24 protein-coding genes and 3 pseudogenes are annotated in these 25030 nt (G+C 68.2%); 15 read left to right on the top strand and 12 right to left on the bottom strand.

Annotated features, from left to right (window positions below; translation table 11 throughout):
* Positions 1 to 36 precede the first annotated feature (36 nt).
* From OG844_RS44080 to OG844_RS44070, 3 genes are all read right to left on the bottom strand, one after another.
* On the bottom strand, positions 37 to 1221 hold the full coding sequence (locus tag OG844_RS44080; RefSeq protein ID WP_406387575.1) for a zinc-dependent alcohol dehydrogenase: 1185 nt from the start codon (positions 1219 to 1221) through the stop codon (positions 37 to 39).
* 11 nt (positions 1222 to 1232) lie between these two features.
* Complete coding sequence (locus OG844_RS44075; protein WP_406387576.1) at positions 1233 to 1625, bottom strand: hypothetical protein; 393 nt, start codon at positions 1623 to 1625, stop codon at positions 1233 to 1235.
* A gap of 261 nt (positions 1626 to 1886) precedes the next feature.
* A complete protein-coding gene (locus OG844_RS44070) occupies positions 1887 to 4157 on the bottom strand; it encodes a catalase (RefSeq protein ID WP_406387578.1) in 2271 nt (756 codons plus the stop codon).
* A gap of 860 nt (positions 4158 to 5017) precedes the next feature.
* Here OG844_RS44070 and OG844_RS44065 point away from each other — a divergent pair.
* Positions 5018 to 5155, top strand: a complete 138-nt coding sequence (locus OG844_RS44065) for a hypothetical protein (RefSeq protein WP_406387580.1) — start codon at positions 5018 to 5020, stop codon at positions 5153 to 5155.
* A gap of 48 nt (positions 5156 to 5203) precedes the next feature.
* Here the strand turns inward: OG844_RS44065 and OG844_RS44060 are convergent, their stop codons facing one another.
* The gene (locus OG844_RS44060) at positions 5204 to 5785 is read right to left on the bottom strand and encodes a fasciclin domain-containing protein (RefSeq protein WP_406387582.1); all 582 of its coding nucleotides are present in this window, start codon (positions 5783 to 5785) and stop codon (positions 5204 to 5206) included.
* 361 nt (positions 5786 to 6146) lie between these two features.
* Here OG844_RS44060 and OG844_RS44055 point away from each other — a divergent pair, with 361 nt between their 5' ends.
* Complete coding sequence (locus OG844_RS44055; RefSeq protein WP_406387584.1) at positions 6147 to 6488, top strand: DUF6233 domain-containing protein; 342 nt, start codon at positions 6147 to 6149, stop codon at positions 6486 to 6488.
* 102 nt (positions 6489 to 6590) lie between these two features.
* On the top strand, positions 6591 to 6818 hold the full coding sequence (locus tag OG844_RS44050) for a hypothetical protein (protein WP_406387586.1): 228 nt from the start codon (positions 6591 to 6593) through the stop codon (positions 6816 to 6818).
* Between the two features lie 183 nt (positions 6819 to 7001).
* Here the strand turns inward: OG844_RS44050 and OG844_RS44045 are convergent, their stop codons facing one another.
* Positions 7002 to 7124 carry a hypothetical protein gene (locus tag OG844_RS44045; protein ID WP_406387587.1) on the bottom strand — a complete coding sequence of 41 codons (123 nt, stop codon included), beginning with the start codon at positions 7122 to 7124 and terminating at the stop codon, positions 7002 to 7004.
* A gap of 207 nt (positions 7125 to 7331) precedes the next feature.
* Between OG844_RS44045 and OG844_RS44040 the strand changes: the two are divergent.
* Positions 7332 to 8222 (top strand): annotated as a pseudogene (locus OG844_RS44040) (transposase); the annotation flags it as partial.
* Here the strand turns inward: OG844_RS44040 and OG844_RS44035 are convergent.
* The 4 genes from OG844_RS44035 to OG844_RS44020 form a co-directional block, all read right to left on the bottom strand.
* Positions 8177 to 8299: a hypothetical protein gene (locus tag OG844_RS44035; protein ID WP_406387589.1), complete on the bottom strand. Its 123-nt coding sequence runs from the start codon at positions 8297 to 8299 to the stop codon at positions 8177 to 8179. The pseudogene OG844_RS44040 and the gene OG844_RS44035 overlap by 46 nt on opposite strands.
* 15 nt (positions 8300 to 8314) lie before the next feature.
* Positions 8315 to 8722, bottom strand: coding sequence for a hypothetical protein (locus OG844_RS44030; protein ID WP_406387591.1), 408 nt, complete (start codon positions 8720 to 8722; stop codon positions 8315 to 8317).
* A gap of 4 nt (positions 8723 to 8726) precedes the next feature.
* Positions 8727 to 8954, bottom strand: a complete 228-nt coding sequence (locus OG844_RS44025; protein ID WP_406387592.1) for a UDP binding domain-containing protein — start codon at positions 8952 to 8954, stop codon at positions 8727 to 8729.
* 818 nt (positions 8955 to 9772) lie between these two features.
* Positions 9773 to 10435 (bottom strand): HSP18 transcriptional regulator, encoded by a 663-nt coding sequence (locus OG844_RS44020; protein ID WP_406387593.1) that lies wholly within the window; start codon positions 10433 to 10435, stop codon positions 9773 to 9775.
* A gap of 129 nt (positions 10436 to 10564) precedes the next feature.
* On the opposite strand from OG844_RS44020, the gene OG844_RS44015 reads away from it, so the two are divergent.
* From OG844_RS44015 to OG844_RS44005, 3 genes and pseudogenes are all read left to right on the top strand, one after another.
* Positions 10565 to 10999, top strand: a complete 435-nt coding sequence (locus tag OG844_RS44015; protein ID WP_406387594.1) for an Hsp20/alpha crystallin family protein — start codon at positions 10565 to 10567, stop codon at positions 10997 to 10999.
* A 111-nt stretch (positions 11000 to 11110) separates the two neighbouring features.
* Positions 11111 to 11506 carry a DUF2267 domain-containing protein gene (locus OG844_RS44010; protein ID WP_406387595.1) on the top strand — a complete coding sequence of 132 codons (396 nt, stop codon included), beginning with the start codon at positions 11111 to 11113 and terminating at the stop codon, positions 11504 to 11506.
* 106 nt (positions 11507 to 11612) lie between these two features.
* Positions 11613 to 12003, top strand: a pseudogene (locus OG844_RS44005) (DUF2267 domain-containing protein).
* A 74-nt stretch (positions 12004 to 12077) separates the two neighbouring features.
* Here OG844_RS44005 and OG844_RS44000 read toward each other — a convergent pair.
* Positions 12078 to 12251 carry a CsbD family protein gene (locus tag OG844_RS44000; protein ID WP_329204906.1) on the bottom strand — a complete coding sequence of 58 codons (174 nt, stop codon included), beginning with the start codon at positions 12249 to 12251 and terminating at the stop codon, positions 12078 to 12080.
* A 222-nt stretch (positions 12252 to 12473) separates the two neighbouring features.
* Positions 12474 to 12602: pseudogene (locus tag OG844_RS43995) on the bottom strand (hemolysin III family protein); the annotation flags it as partial.
* A 322-nt stretch (positions 12603 to 12924) separates the two neighbouring features.
* Between OG844_RS43995 and OG844_RS43990 the strand changes: the two are divergent.
* The 6 genes from OG844_RS43990 to OG844_RS43965 all read left to right on the top strand — a co-directional run bounded on the left by OG844_RS43990 (position 12925) and on the right by OG844_RS43965 (position 19812).
* A complete protein-coding gene (locus OG844_RS43990; protein WP_406387597.1) occupies positions 12925 to 13527 on the top strand; it encodes a DUF485 domain-containing protein in 603 nt (200 codons plus the stop codon).
* On the top strand, positions 13524 to 15143 hold the full coding sequence (locus OG844_RS43985; protein ID WP_406387598.1) for a cation acetate symporter: 1620 nt from the start codon (positions 13524 to 13526) through the stop codon (positions 15141 to 15143). Before OG844_RS43990 ends, OG844_RS43985 begins: the two co-directional genes overlap by 4 nt.
* A gap of 727 nt (positions 15144 to 15870) precedes the next feature.
* Positions 15871 to 16095, top strand: coding sequence for a hypothetical protein (locus OG844_RS43980; protein WP_406387599.1), 225 nt, complete (start codon positions 15871 to 15873; stop codon positions 16093 to 16095).
* Positions 16096 to 16681: 586 nt separating this feature from the next.
* On the top strand, positions 16682 to 17884 hold the full coding sequence (locus OG844_RS43975) for an MFS transporter (RefSeq protein ID WP_406387601.1): 1203 nt from the start codon (positions 16682 to 16684) through the stop codon (positions 17882 to 17884).
* Between the two features lie 154 nt (positions 17885 to 18038).
* Positions 18039 to 18362: a hypothetical protein gene (locus OG844_RS43970; RefSeq protein ID WP_406387603.1), complete on the top strand. Its 324-nt coding sequence runs from the start codon at positions 18039 to 18041 to the stop codon at positions 18360 to 18362.
* A gap of 262 nt (positions 18363 to 18624) precedes the next feature.
* On the top strand, positions 18625 to 19812 hold the full coding sequence (locus tag OG844_RS43965; RefSeq protein ID WP_406387604.1) for a hypothetical protein: 1188 nt from the start codon (positions 18625 to 18627) through the stop codon (positions 19810 to 19812).
* Positions 19813 to 20503: 691 nt separating this feature from the next.
* On the opposite strand, the gene OG844_RS43960 is transcribed toward OG844_RS43965, so the two are convergent.
* Complete coding sequence (locus OG844_RS43960) at positions 20504 to 21559, bottom strand: GDSL-type esterase/lipase family protein (protein ID WP_406387606.1); 1056 nt, start codon at positions 21557 to 21559, stop codon at positions 20504 to 20506.
* A 346-nt stretch (positions 21560 to 21905) separates the two neighbouring features.
* Here OG844_RS43960 and OG844_RS43955 point away from each other — a divergent pair, with 346 nt between their 5' ends.
* Both OG844_RS43955 and OG844_RS43950 read left to right on the top strand, forming a co-directional pair.
* The gene (locus tag OG844_RS43955) at positions 21906 to 22262 is read left to right on the top strand and encodes an HIT domain-containing protein (RefSeq protein WP_406387607.1); all 357 of its coding nucleotides are present in this window, start codon (positions 21906 to 21908) and stop codon (positions 22260 to 22262) included.
* 1810 nt (positions 22263 to 24072) lie between these two features.
* Complete coding sequence (locus OG844_RS43950; RefSeq protein WP_406387608.1) at positions 24073 to 24486, top strand: hypothetical protein; 414 nt, start codon at positions 24073 to 24075, stop codon at positions 24484 to 24486.
* Positions 24487 to 25030: the final 544 nt, after the last annotated feature.

Here is a 25030-nt window from a genome sequence, read left to right as displayed (position 1 = left end):
CAGACAGTCGCTCCTCGGGCGTGATCCTGCGGCGATTCAGGGTGTGAAGAGGATCTTGACCGCGCCATCCTGCTTCTTCTGGAACATGCTGTACGCCTCCGGCGCCTGGGCCAGGGGCATGCGGTGTGTGGCGAAGTCGTCGACGCCCAGCGGGTCCGCGTCGGTGAGCAGCGGCAGGAGGTCGTCGACCCAGCGCCATACGTTTGCCTGACCCATACGCAGTTGCACCTGCTTGTCGAACATGGTCAGCAGCGGCATGGGGTCGGTCATGCCTCCGTAGACGCCGGAGAGCGAGATCGTGCCGCCGCGCCGGACGAGGTCGATGGCCAGGTACAGGGCGGAAAGTCGGTCCACGCCGACGCTTTGCATCAGCTTGGCGGCCAGTGCATCAGGCAGGAGTGTGGTCATGTTCTGCATGCCCTTGACGATGGGGGCGCCGTGGGCTTCCATGCCGACAGCATCGATGACGGCGTCGGGGCCGCGGCCCTGTGTCAGGTCGCGGACGGCCTCGCCGATGTTTTTGCCGTGCTCGTTCAGGTCGAGGGTGTGGACACCGTGTGCTCGTGCCCGCTGCAGCCGTTCGGGAACGAGGTCGATCCCGATCACCTGGCCGGCACCTCGGTGGGCGGCGATGCGGGTGCACATGTCCCCGATCGGTCCCAGCCCGAGCACAGCGACGGTGCCGCCGGACGGCACCGCCGCGTAATCAACGGCCTGCCAGGCCGTCGGCAGGACATCCGACAGGTAGATGAATCGGTCGTCCGCAGGGCCGGGAGGCACGGCGATGGGAAGGGTGTTCCCGAATGGCACACGCAGGTATTCCGCCTGCCCGCCGGGAACCTGTCCGTAGAGCTTGGTGTAGCCGAAGAGGGCTGCCCCGTTGCCGTGTTCACGCACCTGGGTGGTCTCGCACTGGGACTGCAGGCCTTGATGGCACATGAAGCAGGATCCGCACGAGATGTTGAACGGGACGACGACCCGGTCGCCGGGGCGCAGATTGGTGACCTCCGCGCCGACTTCTTCGACGATGCCCATCGGCTCGTGGCCGAGGATGTCTCCGGCCCCGAGAAAGGGGCCGAACAACTCGTACAGGTGCAGGTCGGATCCGCACAGCCCGGTCGTCGTGACCTTGATGATCACGTCGGTCGGATCCTGGATCTCGGGGTCCGGAACGGTGTCGATCCGTACGTCGCGCTTACCGTGCCACGTCAGAGCTTTCATGCTGCCTTCCTCTATTCGGTGCCGTCGCGTTCGCCCGAGCCCGGTTCCGCCATCTCCCGGTGCGCCTCGGCCTTGGCCGCATCGGGAAGGACCTTGTGGGCCAGTCCCTGGGCCTCGGTCTTGACCGAGGCCCGTCCCTGGCCCTCGGTCTTGACCGACCCTGCGACAATCTTGTTCTTGCCGGCGAAGAACACGTCCAGGCCCTGCTCGGCCACCAAAGCTGGATCGTCATTGGACTGCCGGCCGACTTTGGTGTCGTCCATGCCCGCGCGGTGGAAGAAGTCCATCTCGGTCGGCCCGGGCATGGTGAAACGGACGTTCAGATCAAGCAACTCCAGTTCGTCGGCCAGATCAGTTTCGAGAAACGCCCTTGCCCGGCCGACACCCGCGTTCAGCGCCGCCACAGTTCTCGCCGGCCCAGACCTGCCGTACCGGTGAAGCGGGTTCGTGGAGCCGACGGTGGATCGGACCTGCTCGCTCGGCAAACGGCGCGAGTCGATGTTGTTGCAGTGATCCCAGACAGTGCGTACGTGAAGGAGGCGCAGCAGCGCGGCTGTGGCGCTCTCAGCACGGACCGCCGGGACGGACAGGTGGGGTCTGTTCTCGGTGGGGTTGCCGCTACAGGCTCGCTGTCTGGCCTGCAGCGGCATGCGTAGGTCAGAGTGTCAGGCCTGCGGGGCGAATCGCGCCCAGACGCGGTGGGTGCCCAGCAGCGTGGTGATCTTCTCCAGGACAGCGATGCCGTTCTCCTCGCTCACCACGCCCGGTGCGTCTACGGGGACACCGGCCTGCGCGAGGATGCTTTCGCCGCCGGCCCATGCGCCGATCGCCTTGCCGTGGCGAAATGCTTCGTTCACCAGGAGCAGGGCCCGCGGGTCGGTGGCGACCGCCGACGCGGTTCGGGTGTTGTCCGCCTTGGCGTCCCTCGCCCCGGCGGCATCACCGCCGGGGCCCGGCGCTCCGGCGAGCAGGACGACGTCGAACTCGATGGAGCGGGCGGTCGCGAAGGTGCGCTGGACCGTGATGGGGTTGCCATCCGTAGCGAGCCGGCCGCCGGCCGGGGCGATGACCAGCGGGACCATACCGGCATCGAGCACTGCCTGGCGGACGGTCCGGACGCCGTCCAGGTCGGCGTTGGCGTCGGCGACGATGCCGATGATCCGCCCGTCGAGCGGCCACACCGCGCCCACTTGCGAAAGTGCGGGGCTCGGGGCCGGTTCGGGCAGCGCCTTTTCGGCTGCGGGGGCGGGCAGGCCGAGTCCTGCTGCGACCTCCTCGCAGAGCTGGGCATCGATTCTCGCCAGCACCCCGAGCGCACGTTCCTTGATGACTTGTTCGTAGCACTTGCCCAGCTCGAAGGTGTATGCGGTGACGATGTGCTCGCGCTCCACCGGCTTCATGCTGAGCCAGAACTGTCGGGCCTGGCTGAAATGGTCGTCGAACGAAGCCGGGGCTTCGCGCACCTTCCGACTTTCCGCTACCTCGGCGGGTACTTCGATGAAGGCGCCGGTGTCCGCGCCCGCTTGGAACGGGCATCCTCCGTCAAGGGAGTTGGGCCTGTAGGGTGCCACGCCCCGGTGTACTGCAGTCTGGTGCATTCCGTCGCGCAGCATGTCGTTGACGGGTGCGTGGGTGCGGTTGATCGGCAGCTGTGGGAAGTTGGGGCCGCCGAGCCGGGTGAGTTGGGTGTCGAGGTACGAGAAGAGCCGGCCCTGGAGCAGCGGGTCGTTGGTGACGTCGATGCCGGGGACGAGGTTGCCCAGGTGGAAGGCAACCTGTTCCGTCTCGGCGAAGAAGTTCGACGGGTTGGCGTTCAGGGTCATCAGACCGACCGGCTGAACGGGGGCGAGCTCCTCGGGGACGATCTTTGTGGGGTCGAGCAGGTCGATGCCCTCGAAGGTCTGTTCCGGGTTGTCGGGGAAGGTCTGGATACCCAGTTCCCACTCGGGGAATGCACCGGCCTCGATGGCGTCGGCCAGGTCACGGCGGTGGAAGTCGGGGTCGACACCGGCCGCGATCTGCGCTTCCTCCCACACCAGGGAGTGGACGCCCAGCCTTGGCTTCCAGTGGAACTTCACCAGGGTGGAGGTGCCTTCGCCGTCGACGAGCCGGAAGGTGTGGACGCCGAAGCCCTCCATCATCCGGTAGGAACGCGGGATGCCCCGGTCGGACATGTTCCACAGCGTGTGGTGGGTCGCCTCGGTGTGCAGGGTGACGAAGTCCCAGAATGTGTCGTGCGCGCTTTGTGCCTGGGGGATTTCGCGGTCGGGGTGGGGCTTTCCGGCGTGGATGACGTCGGGGAACTTGATGGCGTCCTGGATGAAGAAGACGGGGATGTTGTTGCCGACGAGGTCGAAGACGCCCTCCTCCGTGTAGAACTTCGTGGCGAAGCCCCGGGTGTCACGCACGGTGTCGGCCGATCCGCGTGAGCCCAGGACTGTGGAGAACCGGACGAAGACCGGAGTCTGTACGTCCTTCGCCAGGAACGCAGCCTTCGAGATACGCGCCGCGGTGCCGTAACCGCGGAAGACGCCGTGGGCGGCGGCTCCCCGGGCGTGGACGACCCGCTCGGGAATGCGCTCGTGGTCGAAGTGGGTGATCTTCTCCCGCAGGTGGTGGTCCTGGAGGAGCACCGGGCCGCGGGGGCCTGCTTTCAGCGAGTGGTCGGTGTCGTACAGGCGTGCGCCCTGCGCTGTGGTCAGGTAGGCACCGCTCTGCGCCATCCGGGCGCGGTCCGCGCCCGTGGGCTGTCCCGTGGGACTCACCGTCTCCGGACCGCTCTGGTCGTGCTTGGCCGGCAAGGGCTCTCGCGGTGTTGTGGGCTCCTCTGCCGAGGGCGGGTCGACGGCCGGTTTCCCCGGGATGCCGTCCTCGGCGCCGTCACTGCCCAGCACGGCATTGGCAGCCGCCTTCAGAGGGTTCTTCTTCTCGCTCATGAATCGGCTCCCGAGAGGCTCAGCACTGGACGGACAGGGGTAAAACAGTAATAACGCCCGAAAGCGCGCTGAGCGTGCTGATTGCGCCGCCTGGCACGTGCCCGCCACCCTCCTGGTCCTCGTCGTTGCGCCCAGCACCACCGGGCGAGAGTCGTTTCGGGTCGTTTGTCGATAGACAGCGTCCGAGCGGGGTGTCTGGCAACAGCTCCACCGGGCACCGGGTACGCGTTAGGCGCAGGGCAGACAGTCACCAAGCCTGGCGCGCCAGACCCCCCCCCGGCCAGCGGCTCCCGTTTCCCGACCTCCAGGATCGGACCGGTGCTCGGATCAGCCGCGTTACCGACCGGACAGGGTCTGTCCCCGGCCGGGCGGTGTCGGCGACCGCCCGGCCAAGATGCACCACTGGAGGGATGCGGACTGGGCGTACCCACACGGGTAGAAGCTGGACTATGTCGCGGCTGAGGCCTACGAACAGGCGACCCAGGTGTCCCACGAGTTCGCCACCTTCTGTGAGGCGGTGGACTCTCTCCAGGGTGACGACGAAGTGGTTCGACACCCGCTCGGGAGGCGCTGGGACGTGCGAGTCGAGCTCGAAGCGTCGTGCAAGCTGCCGCAGCTGAGCTCCAGGTTCCGATCACGATGCAACCTGAGCTGAAGGGAGGGAACCCGCCGGTCAGCTTCCCTCTGCTCTCCGAAGCGGGGTAGGGCTGGTGACCTGTTCTGGAAGGGCTTTGTTGATCGCTCTCTTCGTTCGCCTTACCAGTGCCGTGAGCGACATGGAACGTCCGCCGACCGCTCGTTCCAGTAGAGGCCCGCCAGGCAGCACCATCGGGCTCTATTTCGACCGTCGTGCTCCGCCCGTGGAGACCAACGGACGCTCGGAGAACGGCAGCTGGATCGTGCGGTACCGCAACAGCACCAGGACGGCCGCGGTGGAGACCGTACGCCGCCTGGTGCACACCCACGCTCCTTGGCTGCCGATCCGCTACGCGCTCTGACACCTTTCAACGCGGGGCGGGCCGGAGCCCTGTAGTGCCGGAGCCCTGTCAGGACGCGGGCATCAGCACGGTGTCGATGAGCTGAACGGTCGCGTTCTCCGTCTCGACGTCACCGCAGACGATCGCCGCCGAGTCGTTCACCTTGAACGAGTCCCCGGACCCGGACGTCGTCAACGTGCCGCCCTGAAGGGTCTTGAACGAACCGTCGGGCAGCTCGTCGATGGTCACCTTCTCGCCGACAACGTGGTAAGTGAGCAGGTCGGTCAGCTTCTCCTTGTCATTGAGGATCTTGTCGAGGTCTGCCTTCGGGATCTTCTCGAAGGCAGCGTTCGTGGGCGCGAACACGGTGATGTTCTCGCCGTTGTTCAGCGTGTCCACCAGGCCGGCCTTCTTTACGGCGGTGACGAGGGTGGACAGTTCGGGGTTGTTCGACGCAGCGGTGGCGACCGGGTCGTCTGCCATGCCGGCGGCGCTGCCTTCGCCACTGGCCGGCAGGGACGCACACGCCGGCCCGAACGGCTCCGCCACAGGGCCCGCGTTCGCTGCGGGGGCCACGGCGAAGAGGGCTAGGGGGGCGAGAAGCGCACCGGCTCCGGTGAGAGCGGCACCCCTGAAATGGTTGATGATCATGACCTTCACCTTTTACTGGTGGGAGGAGTGGCGGCATATGCTGCTGCCCGTCACATCAATGTCTTCGCGCGATGTAGCCCAGTCGGATGACTTCCGGCGCAGAATTCTGAGAAACCACGAGTGGGCAGCGCTTACGGAGCGGACTGTGCTCGGCACACAAGGACGAACCGCCCCGCCGCCTCAGGGACCACCGACTTACAGGTTACGCCGACGACGCACACGCAGCATTCAGGGCTGTGCCCTGTGGTCCGGGTGGCCGCGAGTACTGCGCCCTTCTTTCATCTCGGCCTCGTAGAGATGCTGACGGCCGTCGGCGAGTTCCTGCCGCCCGCAGGATCTCCGCGACGCCAGAGGCATAGCCATGCCCGACCCGTCCCAGATATCTCGCCTGGACAAGCTCCGGATCACCCGCGAGTACCTGGCGTATCAGCTGCAGCGGACGGACACGGCTATCCGGGAGCTGGCGGCCCAGGAGGAACAGAACCGGCACCGTGCGGAGCAGGCGCGCGCGGATCAGGGGTGGAAGATCCAGCCGAAGCGCGGTGAGGCGCCGCCGGTGCTGCACCGCGGTGGCTGCGCCACATACAAGGCCAGGGACGGGATTCTGCTGGACCGAGCGCAGGCGCGGCTTGTGGTGACACATGAGACGTACATCGTGATGTGTGAGATCTGTACCCCGCAGACGGATCTGCGGGATCAGTAGGGCCTGGCATGAAGGGGCTCTTCGAGGCCCGAGGGGGGTTGCGCCGCTAACCCTCGCACCCCGCACAGTCCTGTCCGTCAGCGAACGGACAGGAGAAAGTCCATGCCCACCAAGAAGACCTCCCACCGCCGGGAGAAGGAGATCGAGCGCCGACCCTACGTCGATCTGAGCATCGGCCGAGCCCGAGTCACCGCGCCGAAGCGCACCGCCCGCCGCGCCGTCCGGGCCGTCCGGGCCGTCCGGGCCGTCCGGGCCGTCAGGTCGACCGCCACGCACGTCGGTGCTTCCTGCCTCACCTTGGTGGTGGTGCAGGTGCTCGCACGGCGGTGACGCGTGCGGTCCCCGGAGACGAGCACCGTCCCCGGGGACCGACGCACGAGGGCAACGGCTCCTCACCTCCAGGGAGCTTGCGGTGCCCCGCAAGGGTGGCCCAGGAGTCCTAGCTGAGACACCCGTACGCCGATAAACTGTGACGACGACCTCGAGTGCTGGCGCCAACTTCTGCCAGGAGATCTACGGCCGATTCTCCGCCGCACCGCGGAAGCGGGCGGCCGCGTGCCGCGCGTTGAGAGTGTCGCGGTGGTCGGCGCCGAGGACCCGGTCCTCTTCGGCGAGTTCGGCGATGGCGGCGGCCACGTCGTCTGAGGCCGCGTAGGCCGGATCTCAGGCCTCGCCAAGCTTGTGCGTCGCCTCATGCTGCGCATCTAGTGCTGTGACCACATCGGTTCGCCGGGTTGGTGGTTGGGGCGGTTGGAGGTGCGGTGATGCCCGATTCCGTCCGGTGGAGGTGCAGTGGCCGAGCCTCTCCGCGTGCGCAGACTGACCGACCGGTAAGGGCAGAGGCTGCTGCAGATTGCGCGCCGGGGCAGCACCAGTTCAGTGCGCTACCGGCGAGCGATGATGCTGCTGGCCTCGGCCGGCGGAAACCGTGTCCCCGTCATGGCCGAGTTGGTGCAGGCGGAAGAGGACACCGTCCGCGGCGTGATCCACCGCTTCAACGAGATCGGCCTGGCTGGCTTGGACCCTCGCTGGGCGGGAGGCCGTTCCCGCCTGCTCAGTCCCGCATCGGTCGCGAGGCGTTACGGTGCCTGCTCGCCCGCCGCGGCGTCACCTTCCAGCGCACCAAAACCTGGAAGGAGTCCCCGGACCCCGAGCGCGACGCCAAGCTCGACCGGATCGAGCACGTCCTTGACCGCTTCCCGGACCGGATCTTCGCATTCGACGAGTTCGGGCCGCTCGGGATTCGGCCCACCGGTGGATCAGCCTGGGCCACCTCCGGCCACCCGAACGGCACCCCGCGACCTACCACCGCACCCACGGCGTGCGGTACCTCCACCGCTGCTACTCGATCGGCGACGACACCCTGTGGGGCGTCAACCGCGCAAGAAAGGCACCGCGAACACCCTGGCCGCGCTTCGGTCGATCCGAGCGGCCCGCCCCGACGGCGCCCCGATCTACGTGATCCTGGACAACCTGTCCGCCCACAAGAGCACCCGCCTCCGGGACCGGGCCAAAGAACACCGGGTCGAACTGTGCTTCATCCCGACCTACGTCTCCTGGACCAATCCCATCGAGGCCCACTTCGGACGGCTACGGCAGTTCACCATCGCCAACTCGAACCACCCCAACCACCCGGTGCAGACCCGAGCCCTGCACGCCTACCTGCGCTGGCGCAACGCCAACACCCGTCACCGCGACGTCCTGGCCGCCGAACGCAGGAAGCGCGCCCGCGTCCTGGCGTTGGCCAGGACGTCGGCGGGCTGCTCGGTGATGTCCCCGCGTACGGGGGTGATCGTCGGTCGTGTCGTCATGCGGACATCCTGCCGTCAGCCCTGGTGTTCAGGTGCCGCCTGCGGTGGCCGGTGGGCTGCTGCGAGAGCGTTGCGGACAGCAAGGCGGCCGGCCTGCCGGAACGCCCGCGGGTGGGAGTCGACCGGGTGGAAGCGCATGCGCCGTAGGACTACCGCTGTAGCTGGAGACAACCCGGTCGCTGACTGTGTGAGTTCGTCGCGTATTCCCGCCTCGACAGCGGCCTGGCACTCGGCCTGCCACTTCGGATCGTCGTCGCCGTCAACAGCCAGTTCAGGGGCTGTCTCGAAGGTGACGCCTGTCTCCCACGGCTCGAAGTCGACAGTGACGTCCGCGAAGTCGGAGGGACAGCCGGCCTGCCGCGCGTAGACGGCGTGGACACCCCGGATCGGGTGAGGCGGGAACGTTGCGGTGTCGGATTCCACGGGGTCACGATACCGAGTGAGATTGTATGGAAGTCGTGCCGCCGCCGCACACCCCCCGCCCGTGAACGGTGACGAGGCCGCCGGCCTGCTGGAGCGCTCGGGCGAGCGCGAGGGCCGGGCTCTCCCTGACGTCATTGGTGCCGGGCTTGAACGCGGCACCCCACACGGTGACCCGGGAGCCCTTGAGGGGGCGGTCGCCCAGGGCGCGGGTGATGAAGCCCAGGGCAACCACGGTGCGACTCTCGTTGATCTCCTCGGCGGCGCGCAGCAGGACGGCGGCCTGGTCTGCGCCGAGCTGTCGGGCGCAGGCGCGGACGTCCTCGCAGCCGCCGCCGTACGAGGCCGGGTTTCATGCCGCCCTTGCCGATCCTGGGGTCGATGCCGAGGATGTACACGATCTGATCGACGTCGCCACCTGCGGCTTCGCCCATGTCGGCGTCCGCGTTGATGTAACTGATCTGATCTGCCGGCGACGTCTTGCGTCCCTGCCCGGACAGGCCGGCCGATAGCGCGAGGGCGCTGTCGTCTCACTCCCAGCTGGTCTCCGGGATGTGGTGGTGAGAGTGCGTGCCCCATCCGTCGCGAGCATGCCTGGAGCAGTGGTCGGCAACCATGCCTTCCCAGGACCGATCCGGCCACCACAGAGCTCCGTGCTCCTCATGAAGATGATCGTGGAGAGCCTTCAGCGCAACCGGGTCCGTGACCCGCGTGAAGACGTGGAAGGGCCACTTCTTCCGCCCGGTGAAGATCCAGGTCTGCCTGATCTCCCACCTACCCATGAACACCCCCATGTCGCGGCCGACATCATGGGGCATCCGTCAGTATCGCGCTCGGCAGTTGATCAGGTTAGGAGCGGTACCCCTCCCCACCCCGCCCGCGCGGCCACCGCGATCGGCACGACTGTCCGTACAGCTCGCAGGCGCCCGAACGGCGGACCTCTGCGATGTCGGCGGGATCCGAGGAGGACCAGATCAGGGCCGCGCAGTGTCTGCTGCGCGGCCCTGATCCGTGCCTGAGCCGGGATCGACCGACGCAGCCGTATCAGGCCAGTCAGCCATTGCGCTGCTCGTGGGTGTTCTGGCGGAGCCGGTCGGTGTGCCGGGTCATGGTGTCGATGTGATCGGCGAGGGCCGAATCTTCGGCGCGCAGGTGGGGCCGGGTATCGGTCAAGGGGAGGACGAGGTGGGCCGCGTCGTTGTCGGCGAGGGCCCGGTTCAGGTCGCTGACGGCTGCCGCGGCACCGTCCGGAAGACCGGTGAGCGCGGTGATCTGGCCGGCGAGCCGGCGCAGGTCCGCTGCGTTGTCGCGGGCCCAGGCCGTGACGGCACGGTCGGCGGCACGGGTGTCGCGGGTGGCCTGCACGCGCTCCTCGCCGGTGGACCCAGCGCTGCCGGGGCGCAGGCGCAAGTAGCGGCGTTCGGCGGCCTGGCGGCTGGCCACCCCGAGCGGCCCGGCGAGCTCGGCCCAGCTCGCACCCTGGCTGCGGGCGGTCTCGATCAGGCCGCTCTCCCAGCCGGCAAGTTCCTCCCGTACCTCACGCAGCATGAGGAGCGCGGCCAAAGCCGAGTGTGGTCCGGGCGTGTCCGCCGCCTCGGACGAGGGGGTTCCGGCGGTTGATCGCTGAACGCTCTTCACTGCCTGGTCGATGGCCCGCAAAGCCTCCGCCGCAGCGGAGACCGGGACCGGAGTGGTCGGCCGAATGACTTTGTCCATGACACCTCTCAACTGGATGTCACCCTCCGGGTGACATCTTGCTTGTCATCGTTTCGATGACATGTTACAACGGATGTGCATTGAAGCGCATTGGCAGTTTCTGCCTGAACCAACTGGAGGTGTTTCGCGATGTTGATGCGCACTGACCCGTTCCGCGAGATGGACCGGATCGTCCAGCAGCTGTCGGGTACGTCCGGGACCTGGTCGAAGCCGACCGCCATGCCCATGGACGCCTACCGCGAGGGCGACGAGTACGTCATCGCCTTCGACCTCCCCGGCGCGAGCACTGAGGCGATCGACATCGACGTCGAGCGGAACATGCTCCGGGTGAAGGCCGAGCGCCGGCCCGCCCCGAAGGCCGACACCGTGCAGATGGAGCTCTCCGAGCGCCCCCTCGGTGTCTTCTCGCGCCAGATCGTCCTGGCCGACACCCTGGACACCGAGCGCATCCAGGCCGACTACGACGCGGGCGTCCTGACCCTGCGCATCCCGATCGCCGAGCGTGCCAAGCCTCGGAAGGTCAGCATCGGCCGTACAGACGGGCACAAGCAGATCTCCGGCTGAACCGGCCCCACCCGCCCGCGGAGGACGGGGAACCGACCCCCTCCGGAAACCCCGTCCTCCGCACCCCGCAATCCGCTCCTCACGCCTCACTGCATTTCCGGAGGTGACGTGATGCCGATGCGACACGAAGCATTTCTGGCCCAGGTCCGCGAGCAGGGCCAGTACGCGACCGCCCAGGAGGCCGACCGGGTGGCCCGCGTCGTCCTGGCTCTCCTGGGCGCCCACCTCGTCGGCACGGTACGGGCCGAGCTCGCGGCCCGGCTTCCCGAGGCGTACGCCCTGATCCTGCTCAACCCCCTGCAGGCGACGGAACCGCTCTCGCCCGAGCGTTTCGTCCGCGCGACCGCGGCCTGGATCGAAGGCGCCACCGAGAAGACGGCCCTGTGGGATATCAACGCCGTGCTCTCCCCCGTGGCCACCGCTGCGGGCGACGCCCTCACCCACGAGGTCCTGCTCCAGCTCCCGCCCGGTTACGACCTCCTCTTCGGCCGCCCCCAGTCCCCCTGAGCAGCACCCGGCCGGAACGCGAACCCTCGAAGAGAAAGGACACCTCACCGCTGTGCACGCCCGGCTCCGACCTGACCGGTCCACCCCGACCGTGACGTTCGACCAGATGCTGGAACGCGTCCGCTACGAGCGGCATCTACCCCACCCGTGAGCGCGCGGAAGAATCCGTACGCACGGTCTTGGCCGCACTCGGCCGGCAGATCACCGGTGAGGAACGCGTCGACCTCGCCCAGCGAATGGCGCTCGAAGCGGCCCTCGCCCTGACATCCTCGACTACCGACATCGAACAGCTCAGCGGCTGGGGTTTCGCCAAAGACCTGGCCACACGAACCGGAGTCAGCCCGGCCGTTGCCCACTGGGACGCCGGCGCCGTACTCGCCTCAGTCTCCGCCCTCGCCGGCCCCGACCTCCTCGCCCGCATCCTCCAGCGACTCCCCGACGGCTACGCACTCCTCTTCGGCCAGGCCCAACTGCGTCGGCACCAGCCCGCCGCCTGAATGGAACCGGCTGCGCGGACACGCGTCAGGGCCGGGACAGCATCTGCTGTCCCGGCCCCGACGCATACGTGAGGTCAGTGCTTGAAAGCGTCCTTGACCTTCTCCTTGGCCTCGCGAGCATCACCCTTGGCCTGCTCCGCGCGGCCCTCGGCGGTCAGCCGCTCGTTGCCCGTCAGGCGCCCAGCGGTCTCCTTGAGCTTGCCCTTGGCCTGCTCGGCCTTTGCCTCGGTCTTCTGCTCACCAGACACAGCTGATCACTCCCTGTTCGATGGAAAAGGTCTTACAGAACCCCGTATGACCGGCGAGCGCCCGCCCAAACAGACGGCGTCATCGCCTCAGTCGCAGCCGTACCCCACCCGGGACTGCTGCGTCCCTTCAAAGGCACTGTCGACCCAGGGCCATACAGGGCTGATGGTGAGCGGGGGATCGCATCAGGCCGGTGCCGTCAGGACGTGGTCCGCACCTGGAAGGCGCACCGGTGCCCAGCCCAGGGCCAGGTAGCAGGGCGTGTACAGCGAGCGGGGCGCTCCGATCCACAGAGCGCGGAAGGCGATGCCGGCCAGAGCGCCCGTCCACACGGTCCACAGGAGAACAGAACGGACCGCTGCCCCGGGCCCGGGGCAGCCGAGGGCATCCACCCGACCACATCGTCGGCCCGCCCTGCGCATGCGCCGGACCGGTCGCGCCGAGCGGTTTGCCCGGCCCCAGGGGCGGCCCGAGACTCCCGAGACTCACCCGTGACCTGCGGGAAGATCCACGACCGGGGTTACCGCGGGTTCCGTCGCCACGGGCACAGGATCGTCACCGAACCGACATACCGAGCGGTCGGAAACCCCTTACGCAAGGGCTATACCCATGAGTAACGTACGCGGACCACCGGCGCCACCCGCCCGTTCCCCGGGGCGGCAAGGAGCAAGATCGATGTCGTACCACCAGCCTTTCCCCGGCCCACCGCCCGTACCCCAGCACCGGAATGCCGGGCGGCACCGCCAAGAGGCGGCGTCGCAGTCCTGGGAGGGTGGATCGCCGCCCTGGGACACCGATCCACAGGCAACCTGGGACTCGTCCACGCGAGCGTGGGACTCCTCGCCGCCGGGCTGGGACTCCGCGCAGCAGCCCTGGGACGCGTCCCCACAGCCGCAACCACCCGCCACCACCGACGATCGTGATGATCTGCACCGGCTCGGATCGGCTTACCGCAGGCTCCGCCGCGTCGCCACCTTCACCGCGCTCGGCTACTTCGTCATCTTCCTTTTCCTGTCCGGATACGCCCCCTCGATGATGACCAGCATCTTCACCGGTGGTCTCACCACCGGTCTGGTCCTGGGGCTCCTCCAGCTGCCCGTGGCGCTGGCTGCGATCGCGCTGTACGAGCGGAGCGCGCGCAACCACGTCGACCCGCTCGCCGCGGCGATCCGCGAACGCGCCGAGCAGGCGGCCGCGGCAGCCGCGCCCCGGCCAGAACGCCAGAGCCGCTCCGGAGGCCCCGTGTGGCAGCAGCCCACCGGAGGTGCGCGCGCATGACCAGCTTCAGCTCCGAGGCCCAGACCATGTCGCTGATGGCGTTCATCGCGGTCATCACCGTCACGCTGCTGCTGTGCGTGATAACCGGCCCCGATCGTGACGACCTGGGCGACTTCTACACCGGCTACCGCTCGCTCTCCCCCGTGCAGAGCGGCCTCGCGATCGCCGGCGACTACATCTCCGCCGGCACCGTGCTCGGCACCATCGGCATCATCGCGCTCGTCGGCTACGACGGTGTCACGCTCGTCCTGAGCACCGTGCTCTCGCTGGTCCTGATGATGTTCCTGCTCGCCGAACCGCTGCGTAACGCCGGCCGGTTCACGATCGGCGACGTCCTCACCCGGCGTCTCCCCGGCCCCGCCGTGCGGATCACCACGGCCGCGGTCACCCTGACCGCACTGCTGCCGCTGGTGATCTTCCAGCTCGCGGGCGCCGGCGATCTCCTCTCCGTCGTCCTCGGCTTCGACGCCGACGGCTTCAAGACCGGGGCGATCGTGTTCCTGGGCCTGCTGATGATCGCGTACGCGGCGATAGGCGGTATGAAGGGCACCGCCTTCATCCAGATCGTCAAGACCGTCGTCCTGCTCGGCGCGTCCCTCGCGATCGCCGCGCTCATCCTCAACCGCTTCGACTTCAGCCTGCCCTCCCTGCTGGACGCCGCCAAGCGCGGCAGCGGGGCCGGAGACGCCTATCTCGCCTCCGGTCTGCAGTTTGGTGGCAACGAACTCGACATGATCAGCACTCAGTTGACGGTCGTGCTCGGCGCCGCGGTGCTGCCACAGATCACCATGCGCATGTTCACCGCACGCAGCGCGGCAGCCGTGCGGCGCTCGATGTCCTGGGCCGTGTCGACCGTCGTCGTGACCTGTCTGCTGATCGCCGTCATCGGCTTCGGCGCGGCGGCGATCGTCGGCCACCAGGGGATCGTTGCCGGCGACCCGCAGGGCAAGACAGCGTTCCTCATGGTCAGCCAGGCCGTCATGGGCACGGACCAGACGACCGTCGAGACACTGCTGTTCACGGCCGTGGCGACAGCCATCTTCCTCACCCTGCTGGCCTCCGTCGCCGGGATCACCCTCGCCTGCGCCAACACCCTGGCGCACGACCTCATCACGCACGGGCTGCGCCGCAAGGCGCAACTGAAGGACTCCGCAGAGATGGCCATCGCCCGGACCGCCGCTGCGGGCGTCGGGCTCGTGGCGATCGCGATCGCCGCCGGTGCACGGCATCTGAACCTTCAGGCACTGCTCACCCTGTCGTTCTGCATCGGCGCGTCCGCGGTCGCACCGGCCCTCATCTACAGCCTCTTCTGGCGCCGCTACTCCCGTACGGGACTGCTCTGCACCCTCATCGTGGGCAGCGCCTCCGCGTTCATCCTCATGACCGGCAGCAACCTGGTGTCCGGATCGCCCCAGGCGATCTTCCCGGACCAGGACTTCAACTGGTTCCCGTTCACCACCTCGGGCATCCTCTCGGCCCCGCTGGGCTTCCTCGCGGGCTGGCTCGGCACGGTGCTCTACGAACCTGACCCGGCCTACCAGCGCATGCGGTACGAAGCGGTGGAGGAGACGATCCTGGCCGGCACACCCGCGGCTAACAGCGCCTCCGCGTCCTGACCCGCACGCCCCGCGCCCGGCCTGAAGTTCCAGGCCGGGCGCCCTTTCGGCTGTCCGAGGCGCCTTGGGCCTCTCGTTTGGATCTTGCCGGACTCGCGTGCCCTGGTGCCGCACCTCGCCGCGTTGTCGTCGGTCGGCATGGCTCCCTTGCCTCAATGTCTTCGGCTGTGATCGGAGAGAGTTGCGCCTCCATTGCGATCCGCCACACCCCGGCCGGATCGCTCGCCGTCACGTCCGCCCTCCACGCGCCCTCCGGTCCGCGCACCTCCACCTCCGTGTGCGCGCCGGCGGCCCGCGCGGCGGCCGCCAACTCCGGCTTGAGCAAGTGGTGCGCCATCGACTCCTCGGCGGCGGCGCACTCCGGAGTTTCCGGAGCGTGGGCAAAGAACCGCAGCCCCGTTGGCAAGACCTTGGCCGCAGCGGGTGTCGACACTCATCGCACACCAGTGGCGCAACCGGCCGCACTCGCCATACGTCCTCCCACGCCTGTCCGCAGCCGAGCACCGGGCGGGACCGGTGCCGGTGCAGTGCGGAGCGGCCCCCCGGGCACGGGCGAGGCAAGGTGGGACCGGGCCGGGCCCGTGCGGACCGGCCCGGGCCCGTGCAGTGCCGGGCCGATGCGGTGCGGTGAGGCACGGGGATGATCTTGCGTGACCTTTGGTCCCGCCAGTGGTTGAGACGGATGACCAGGTGGGCGTATCCGTCGAGGAATGGACGAGGACACACGATGCAGGCACAGCAGGCACGGACACTGACCCGGTTACTGTTCGGGTCCGGTGCCGTACTCATGGCGGCAGCCCTGCCCACAACAGCGGTACACGCCGACGAAACCCACACCCACTCACACAACGCACCACACCTCAGCCTCATCCAGACCGGACAGATCGACGACCCACTCGAGGACGTCCTGGAACACCCGACAATCCTGGGAACAACCCACGTCTCCGACTGAACAAGCCGCCCGCCGTACCACCCGCAGCCCGCACACCCCTGTTTGAGGCCGACAAGCCCCTCACAACGCAGAACAGAACTACCCGCCACGGGCCACGGGCTACGGGCTACGGGCCACGGGCCACGGGCCACGGGCCACGGCTCGATGAGGAACGAGTCGATCTTCGTCCAGGCAAGATCAGGATGCCCGTTGGCCACTGCCCAGTCCCCGGAATCTGCGGGCGTCGCGGCTCATGCCGGAGAGAATGCTCTTGTTGTCCCAGCGCCCGAACCATGAGCCCGGCTGAAACTGCCGGGGATCCGCGCGGGTGCTTTCACCGTCTTGTCGGGGAAGGCCCAAGTGATGATGCCGGTCGTGAAGTCCCACGACCGGGCCGAGCAGGCCGCCCAGTCCCAACAGGACACCCCTCACTGCTCCTCAGCACCGGCAAGCAATACCCGCTCCGTGGCGCCAGCTTCCGGGCGGCTTCCTGCGCTTCCAGCTCCGCTGGGCGCACCGGACTCGGCTTCTTGAAGCCGTAGGGTCTGACATTCGGCCACAGCGTGCAAGGCCGAGGAAGACAAGGGCTGGTCAGAGGTGGGTTTCTGTGAACGTTGGGGTGCAGCGCGGTGCGATCGCCGTCGTGCAAGTTCTCGGCCTCGCTGTGTGGTTCTCCATGTCAGCGGTGGTGCCGAGCCTGCGGAACGAATGGGGGCTCACGGCCGGCAGCGCGGTATGGCTGACGGCTTCCGTCCAGGTCGGTTTCGTCGCCGGGGCCGTGACGTCGACTGCCCTGAACCTGGCTGACCGCCTCCCGCCCCAATACCTGCTCGCGGCCAGTGCCGCGGCCGCCGCCGGCTGCACCCTGATGCTGGCCCTGTTCGCCGACCGGCTGGCCGTCGCCGTTCCCCTGCGGTTGATGACCGGGGTGTTCCTGGCCGGGGTATACCCCACCGGCATGAAGCTCATGGCCTCATGGGCCGGCAGCGCCGGGCGGGGCAGGACCATGGGCGTTCTCATCGCAGCCTTGACGCTTGGCTCCACACTTCCCCATCTCATCGCCGGGCTGGGATCCCTGCCCTGGCGCGGTGTCCTGCTCACCGCGGCAGCAGCCGGACTTGGGGGCTCCGCCATCGCGCTGCTCCTCCTCCGGCCCGGCCCCTACGCAGCGCCGGGCTCCCCCGCCCGCAACCCCCGCTACGCACTGAGTATGTTCACCGAACGCGGGCCTCGGCTGGCCAATCTCGGCTACTTCGGGCACATGTGGGAGCTCTACGCCCTGTGGACCTGGATCCCGTCCTTCCTGTTGACGACCGGCACCAGGAGAGATCTTCCGGTCTCGGTGGAGATCACCGTCTTCCTCACCATGGGGATCGGCGGGGCAGTCGGCTGTCTGCTCGGCGGGTGGGGCGCAGACCGGTTCGGCCGCGCTCCCGCCGCCCTGACGGCGCTCCTTGTCAGCGGCTTTTGCTGCCTGGTCTCCCCGTTCTTCTTCCACGCTCCGCCGCTTTTCCTGTTCGCCTTCTGCACGCTGTGGGGTGCTGCCGTGATCGCGGATTCAGGGGTGTTCTCGACAGCCCTGAGCGAGGTCGCCGACCAGCGATACATCGGGACGGCCCTGACCGGCCAGACCGCGATCGGGTTCGCCCTCACCGTCATCAGCATCCAGCTCACCCCACTCCTGGCCGAAGCCGTCGGTTGGCGTTACGCCTTCCTCCTCCTGGCTCCCGGCCCTCTTGCCGGCGCCCTCGCCATGCGCGCCTTCGGGAAAGGTGTTACCTCCGCTCCCTCCGCGCAGGGCAGCTCGTGACGACGGACGGCCACGTGCGGCACGAGCGTGGTCGCCGATCGCGTGCCAGCCTCAGAAATGAATCCGGGGGCAGCTCGTGAGGAGAATCGCGCCACCGCGCGGCAGTCGGGTCGTCGGTGGACCCCGGTTCGCCGATCAGGAGCGGGCCGCTGATGTGGAACTCGCCGTCGGCGGTGAACGTCTCGAAGCAGGTGCCCCAGCCGGTCGACTCCACCCGGGTGACGACCACCGCTCTTCGCGTCGGCGTTCCCCGCTCTTCGCCCCCGTCTCCTGGACCCGTGCGAGCGGCCGGCGCGAGGACGGCGTCCGGGTCGGCTTGGGCCAGGCGTACAGCGTGCTTCGCGTCGCTTCGTCGACCGAGACGGTGCGGACCACGGCGGTGAACAGCGTGGCAACCACCTCGAACGAATCGTTCAGCGGCAACATCATTCAGACCGGAACCAATTCCTACCTCCTCGCCGCTCCCCATGCCCAGTGACCAAGCGGAGCGAGTGACGGCTGAGACCGAGGCCTGACGGGGTCGAGAGCCGGGTGAGCGCCGCGCAGGACGTCGGCCCAGACCCGGCCCGACGAGCCACCGCCTCAGTACGACCCTGGCCCGTCGCTGCAAACTCGGTAGGGAAAGGCGGAGGAGGCACCGGACGTGCAACCGTTCGAGATCGGCAAGAGTCTACGGACCGAAGGGCTGTTCTCCCGGAAGACACCGTCCGTTTGCCCGCGTCCCAGCAGAGGTTCTCTCCATGCCGATATCCCCGCACAACCGTCGTGCCTGCCGTGCCGCTGTCGCCGCCCTCGGCGCTGTCGGCCTGATCGCGCTGACCGGGGCTCCCGCCGCCTTCGGCGATGAAACCGCACCCGCATTGGTCATTGGGGGCATCGAGCCGATCGACAGGGTGAAACCGGGGAGCAGCTTCGATGTGCCGGTCACCGTGGCGAACAAGGGCACCGGGGCCGCCGAGAAGGTATGGGTCTCCTACTCCGTCACCCGGGGACTCGACTTCACGGAGGTTCCCTCCAACTGCCGAGCACAGCAGGTCCCGTCCTACGACGAGATGCCCGAGAGGTGGATCGCGGTGTGTGCGTTCGACCAGGCGGTGGAGCCGGGCGTCGTCTACACGCCCGAGAAGCCTCTCCGTGTAAAGGCACTGGACCGCGCGCTCAACGACGAGCTGCGCGTGCGTGTCGGGGACGTCGATCCCGGGGCGGACGAGAACGGCACTCCGCCTGTGGCGGGAACCGCACCGGCGGTGAAACTGGTCGAGGGACAGGCGGGGAGCGAGGGGGCCGCGCAATTCGTCGACGTGCCCGTCACCTCCATCAACACGGCCGACTACCAGGTGACGGGTGCCGCGTTGAAGGGGAGTGTCGGTGAGACGGTGAGGATGACGGTGAAGTTCACCAACGCCGGGCCCGCCTGGGTTCTGACCAGGGAGGGGGACCGGCTCGTCACGGTCATGATCACGCCTCCCGCAGGAACGTCGGTCATCAAGCCCCACGGATTCTGCGAGGCCAAGGGTGAGGCGTACGCCTGCGGCACCAGTCAGCGGTCGGTCAATGAGGGCGGCCTAGAGACTTACACCTTCCAGCTGAAGATCGACAAACGGGTGGCGGACGCCAAGGGCTCGGTGGCGCTGAGCACCGAAGCGCGGCCGTTCGACCCAAACAAGAGCAACGACAAGGCCGACATCACTCTGGACGTCACGGGTGGGGGGTCGACCGGCTCGACGGGCAGCTCGACCGATGGCTCGGACGGCTCAGCCGGCGGGTCGCCGTCGACCGGCGACGACGGGACGACGACGACGACGAACAGCGGCACCCTGGCGGAGACCGGCTCCTCAACGTGGACGATCACGGGCGCGGCTGCCGCGGCGGTGGTCGCGGGTGCGGGCACGCTCCTCATCGTGCGCCGCCACCGGGCCCAGACCTGAGCTGACGACCGTCCGACGTGGCCGTCCAGGGGTACGTCGTTCTCAGGTCCGAGGACGGCCCGTCCTGGCTCCTGCTGACCACCGGCCCCCGCCGTGGAGAGGTGTGGGTGATCGCTGACGTCTGCGCCCCGGCGAGGACTGGTGGGGGTGATCGTTCCATCCTGCACAGTCGTAGGTTGCGGACCGTTCGAATCGCGTGCCGGCGCACCGTCGCGGTCCTTCCCGCTCTCTCTGATGCCTACCGCACCGGACTCGTTCGCCACCCTGCGCTCGACCAGTACCGCTCGATCCCACCCCAGAACCACGAGGAGCGGGCGGTGTGCGACCTGCGCGACGCCCTCGCCGCCCGGACAGCACTCCCCACCTGCTGCGTGGCGTCGGCCGAGGGCTCCCGTCTCGAGGCTTGTCGGACACATGTGTTGGCTCGGAGTGTCCCGTAGCTTTGGTCGCCGCTCCGTCGTCAGGAGCTGCAGGAGCGTCCCGCGCCGATTCCGACGAGGAGCGCAACGCCGAGCGACGGGTGCCGGGGAGCGCTTGCCGACCGCCCGGCGGGGTGTCGGAGGCTTGCCCCTCCGACACCCACCGAACACTTGCCCATTGGCTGGGTTCAGGTGCTGGCGCAACCGCACGGATCCGGACCGGCGCGGACCGCGACCTTCGGGGGCTCGGCCACTGCGGCATGGATGACCTCTCAGGACGCCGAACACGTAGCCGTAACCGATGGCGTGCCCGCCGCTGCCGACGTACTCGCGAGGAAGCCGAAGGTGGTACTGGCCCCCGCCTTCAGCGCGCCGTTCCACCCGGCGTCGCGCACCGTCGTCCCGGTCAGTGCGCCGTTCCAGACCTGGGTGAGCTGACTGCCCGCCGGGAGTGCGAGGGCAACCGCCCAGGAAGAGATCGCCGCCGTGGACGAGGCGTTGGTCACCGTCACCTCACCCTGATAGCCGCCCTGCCACGCTGACACCGCCCGGAAGGCCGCCGCGCAGCCACCATTCCCCGGGTCCTCCGGGCCCTCCGGGTCACCCGGGGTGAGCAGCGCCGACAGCGCCGGGTACCAACGGTCCGCCATCTTCGCGTCGCCGGAGGCGTTGGGGTGCACGCCGTCGTAGGTGTCTGTGGCCGTGTCGAAGCCCGTCCACTGGTCGACGACGGATACCGGCGACTGCGCGGTGGTGATGCCGTGGGCCCAGGCCGGAATGCGCTGGTTGAAGGCGACGGTGCGAGCGGCGCACTCGGCGCAGCTGCTCGGATTGATCGGGATGAGCTGGGCGACCAGCACCTTCATTGCCGGGTTGCCGGCCCGCATCTGGCCGACCAGCTTGGTGTACGCGGCAAGGATGGTGTCCGGCGCGATGCTGCTCCAGACGTCGTTGGTGCCGAAGTGCATGACGACGATGTCCGGCGCTGTCGCCGCCAACCATCCGGGCAGGAGGTTCTGGTCTGCGGTGGCGGTGGCAAGGAACCCGCCGTGGCCTTCGTTGTCGGCGTCGTGCGTGAGGGCGCAGCTCTGGGCGTTCAGCGTGCCGACGAAGTCGATATCGGTGTAACCGGCGTTCTGCAGCTGGTTCCAGAGGAGGGAACGCCAGCAGCCCGGGGAGCCGGTGATGGAGTCGCCGAGCGGCATGATCCGTACCGGGGTCGCGCCGGTTGCGGCGGCGGATGGGGCCCCGGCCAGGCCGAATCCGGCGGCGAAGACACATAGGGCGGCCAGGAAAGTGGCGAGGAGGGGGTGGCGTCTGCTGCGCACGGGGGCCTTCCTGAGGTGGGGGCGGAAGTGGGATGGCGGTACGCATCCCTGGGAGCGCTCCCATTCATCAAGCCACGATTGTCGCTGGCACGTCAATAACCCAAGGAGGCCGGGAGTCGGCGCTCTCGGTGCCGCCGCGACCGAGGTCTGGGCAAGCATCGGCTCGACGACGGTCGCAGGACGACTGGTCAGGCGTCCGGATGGGCCTGAGTCCGCAGCAACCACGCCGCACCACTGCAGTCGGAGGGAGGGGCGGGAAGCGGTGCCCTTTCACGTCCGTACTCCAGTGATGCCCTCCCCCGCGGTCACACTCGTAGATCCCGCTGTCCGGCACGATCTCGCCCGGATGCCACGACGTCATCAGGCCCTCAGTGGCAGCATCCCGCTGGAGGTAGCGGCCGAGACGGAGCGGGTACTGGCCTGTCACCACACCAACCCCTCGCATACGGTTCACATCGTGGTCATCCCGAAGGAACACGTACTATCGCAGACCGATCTCGCGGGCGCCGATGAGGGACTACTGCTGGAACTGGTCCAGGTCGTCCGTCAGGTCGCCGCCCAGGTCGAGGAGGAGCATGGCTCCTGCCCGGTGGTCACCAATTTGGGCCTGTACCAGGAGAGCAAACACCTGCACTGGCACGTCCTCTACCGGGGTGAGGACGAGGCAGCGATCCTACAGACGTATGGGCACCACGACCGCTGATCGTCAACATGGCAACCCTCGGATCCCTTCGAGCCTCCTCTGGGCGATCAGGCGGACGGGCGCGGTGTACGTCCACGGGCGACGGAGCGCGCTCCCCAGAACGGGACGCTTCTTGGGGGGCAAGGCGCGCGCACGTATCGCACAGCACGGCCGGACCCACTTCCCGCGGCGGGACCCGTCGGCCAGGTAGTTTCCGGGGGAAGCCGGCACGCGTACTTGCGGGCATGAGGTCCTCCTCGGCCGGCTCCCAGTCGGTGTAGAGCGTGACCTTGTCACCGCAGGCGGTGTACGGGTCGGAGTGGGGTCGATCTTGATGCCGCTGACCACGTAGAGATCAACAGTGTTGTCCTTGTCCCGCGCGGCAGCGCAGCTCGTAGGGCTTGCCCAGTTCCTCGACCACCCAGCCATCCTTTTCGTAGTGGTTGACCGCGTGGTCCCCGGCGTGCAGCTCTATGGCTTTGCGCTCCTTGGGGTCGAGACGTAGCCGGCGCGGCGGCGCTGGGGCTTCTCCTCGCCCCCGACCGTCGGCGGTGAAGCCAGGTGACTTGTCCAGGGGAACGTCTTCGGGCTGTCGGAGTCGACGGGGATGCCAGCGAGCTCCAGGAGGCGCTGGGCGGGCATCTGGACGCGTTTGCCCATGCCCCCGGTCGGTGCCGGAGCGGCGGATGGCGTAGCTTCCTGCTTCGGTGAGCGGACCATCGGGGCCCAGGGGCTTTATGCCGAAGCGCTGGGGGTACTTCAGGCGTCTCTCGGCCTCCTCGTCGGGCCAGTGCCAGAATTCGCCTTCCTGGAAGCCGCCGCCGACCCGGAAGAGGTAGAGGGTGGCAGTGCCCTGCAGCCAGTTCTCTAGACGGAATCGCGGGGAAGCGCCCGTGGCCAGGACGCCGAACTGGGATGACTGTCCTCGTATTCGGGCTTCTTCTGGGAAGCGGCGTGGAACGCCCGGGACGCCCTCACCGGCCCCGAGGTGCTCGCGCCACCAGGCAGACCAGCAGATCGGCTGCATCTACACCGCCCAGGGCATCGAATACCGGCAACGCGGGCACGCCCACTCGTAGGGCTGGCGACGAACCGCTGCCCACCTCTCAAGCCACCAGCTTGCACCGCATCTGAGAGCAGCCGCAGCGGGCAGGCCCGGGACGTAGCCGCCCACGGTGTCCGGCCTTGGCGCTACCCTCCGCGCGTGAACTTGCACTTCGACGACACCTACTTCTCCTGCACTCTGTGCGACGACGACAACGACCCGGATCCCCGGTTCCGGCGGGTCGACAAGGACCTGTGCGTCCGCTGCAACCGCGGGCAGCAGCAGGCTCGTACGTACTCGCTCTCCATAGCGCAGGTGAACGGAATCCCGGTTCAGCGCGACGCCTGCGCACTGTGCGAGGAGGAACCTAACTATGAGTTCGGCAGGGTGGACGAAGCCGGCCAGACCTTCTGGAACATCGACCACGACCATGCCTATTGCGGACGGGCAGGCTCCTGCGGCCGATGCGTCATCCGTGACACCCCCGCTTCAACGCCTACCTGGACAACCCTCCCGCCCGGCACCCAGACGCCCAGTCATGACTCCCCGTCCCCGACCCTCCTTGATGAACTACCCAAAGTGAGGCTAGCTGATAGAGTAGCTATTCGTTAAACAGAACACTGGGGGTAGAGCTTGAAGTTGACTGTCTTTCAGTTCGAGGGAACCGCCGAGGAACTCGACGCTTCCCAGGCTCTACGGGAGCTCACACAGCCCCGCCGTGGGACCACCAGCGTGGTGCAGCAGTCGGGACCGACGAGTTCAGCGATTCGGAACGCGATGCCTCGTGTGCCGGGGGTAGCTGAGGAAGGTCAGGAGACGGTCCGCGCGCTGCTCGGGCGCAGCCCGGCACCTGAGCTGTTCGTCCGCTTCCTGGCCGAGGCGACAGGGTGGGAGAACGTCGGTGTGCACGGAATCAAGCGCAAGGACGCGCAGCCGGGTGCTCCTCTCGACTACAGCCGGTACCTCCGGCTGCGCCGACAGGGCTCACAGCTGGGCGGCTTCGCCTACGTCTTTGCGGAGCGCAGCAGCATCAATCTCCGGCTCAACTACACCCGGGAGGAGCTCGACGAGGTTGGGGCCACGCAGGCGCGCATCCTCGTCACGGGTCACCGTGCGTACCGCGTCAGTGTCGATCTCAGCAACGAGACCAGCCTGACCCAGGCACTCCAGCTTGCCAATCTGGCCTACAACGCCACCTGAAGCAGCCGCTTCGCTGCTCGGGACAGAATGGGAAGACCGGCATGAACGTACGCCCCCACCAGAGAGAGGCCGTCGACGCGGTCCTGCGCGCCCTCGCCCTGCCAGACCGGGCCCTCCTTCCCAAGCGAGACTGAGGACGCAGCTCGTCATGGCCACCGGCTCCGCAAGACGCTCGTCGCCGCCCGCAGCGCGGAGGAGCTCCACGCGGGCCGCGTGCTGGTGCTTGTGCCCTCGCGTGTCCTGCCGCAGCGCGGACTGCCTCGGTATGCGGGGCGGGCCACCGCGTCGTTTCAGGCGTTGGCCCACCCCGCTCCGCAACAGAGTGGCTGTCTTCCCTGCGGTGCAGGCCGGGTCCAGGAGCAGGTCCTTGAGAGCGATGGCAGCCTCGCGGGCGGTTCGACCGCGGCGTGCCGGGCCTCCCCGTCGTCTTTGTCCCAGCGGCGGGCGTACTGATCCGGCGGGTAGCCCCAGTACGTAGCCGGTCGGCCTGGATCGGCACCCAGCTCGTCCACGGGGTCGATCCGCTTCTCCGCCACCGTGCACA

This window comes from Streptomyces sp. NBC_00887, from assembly GCF_045207585.1.
The sequence above is the reverse complement of the archived record's forward strand: the minus strand, read 5'-3'. Positions and strand labels throughout refer to the sequence as shown.

Excerpts from the sequence above, each read along its gene's own strand:
- OG844_RS44080 (WP_406387575.1), bottom strand. The coding sequence starts at position 1,221 with ATGAAAGCTCTGACGTGGCACGGTAAGCGCGACGTACGGATCGACACC.
- OG844_RS44070 (WP_406387578.1), bottom strand. The coding sequence starts at position 4,157 with ATGAGCGAGAAGAAGAACCCTCTGAAGGCGGCTGCCAATGCCGTGCTG.
- OG844_RS44060 (WP_406387582.1), bottom strand. The coding sequence starts at position 5,785 with ATGATCATCAACCATTTCAGGGGTGCCGCTCTCACCGGAGCCGGTGCG.
- OG844_RS44055 (WP_406387584.1), top strand. The coding sequence starts at position 6,147 with ATGCCCGACCCGTCCCAGATATCTCGCCTGGACAAGCTCCGGATCACC.
- OG844_RS44050 (WP_406387586.1), top strand. The coding sequence starts at position 6,591 with ATGCCCACCAAGAAGACCTCCCACCGCCGGGAGAAGGAGATCGAGCGC.
- OG844_RS44035 (WP_406387589.1), bottom strand. The coding sequence starts at position 8,299 with ATGACGACACGACCGACGATCACCCCCGTACGCGGGGACATCACCGAG.
- OG844_RS44020 (WP_406387593.1), bottom strand. The coding sequence starts at position 10,435 with ATGGACAAAGTCATTCGGCCGACCACTCCGGTCCCGGTCTCCGCTGCG.
- OG844_RS44015 (WP_406387594.1), top strand. The coding sequence starts at position 10,565 with ATGTTGATGCGCACTGACCCGTTCCGCGAGATGGACCGGATCGTCCAG.
- OG844_RS44010 (WP_406387595.1), top strand. The coding sequence starts at position 11,111 with ATGCCGATGCGACACGAAGCATTTCTGGCCCAGGTCCGCGAGCAGGGC.
- OG844_RS43990 (WP_406387597.1), top strand. The coding sequence starts at position 12,925 with ATGTCGTACCACCAGCCTTTCCCCGGCCCACCGCCCGTACCCCAGCAC.
- OG844_RS43985 (WP_406387598.1), top strand. The coding sequence starts at position 13,524 with ATGACCAGCTTCAGCTCCGAGGCCCAGACCATGTCGCTGATGGCGTTC.
- OG844_RS43980 (WP_406387599.1), top strand. The coding sequence starts at position 15,871 with ATGCAGGCACAGCAGGCACGGACACTGACCCGGTTACTGTTCGGGTCC.
- OG844_RS43965 (WP_406387604.1), top strand. The coding sequence starts at position 18,625 with ATGCCGATATCCCCGCACAACCGTCGTGCCTGCCGTGCCGCTGTCGCC.
- OG844_RS43955 (WP_406387607.1), top strand. The coding sequence starts at position 21,906 with ATGCCACGACGTCATCAGGCCCTCAGTGGCAGCATCCCGCTGGAGGTA.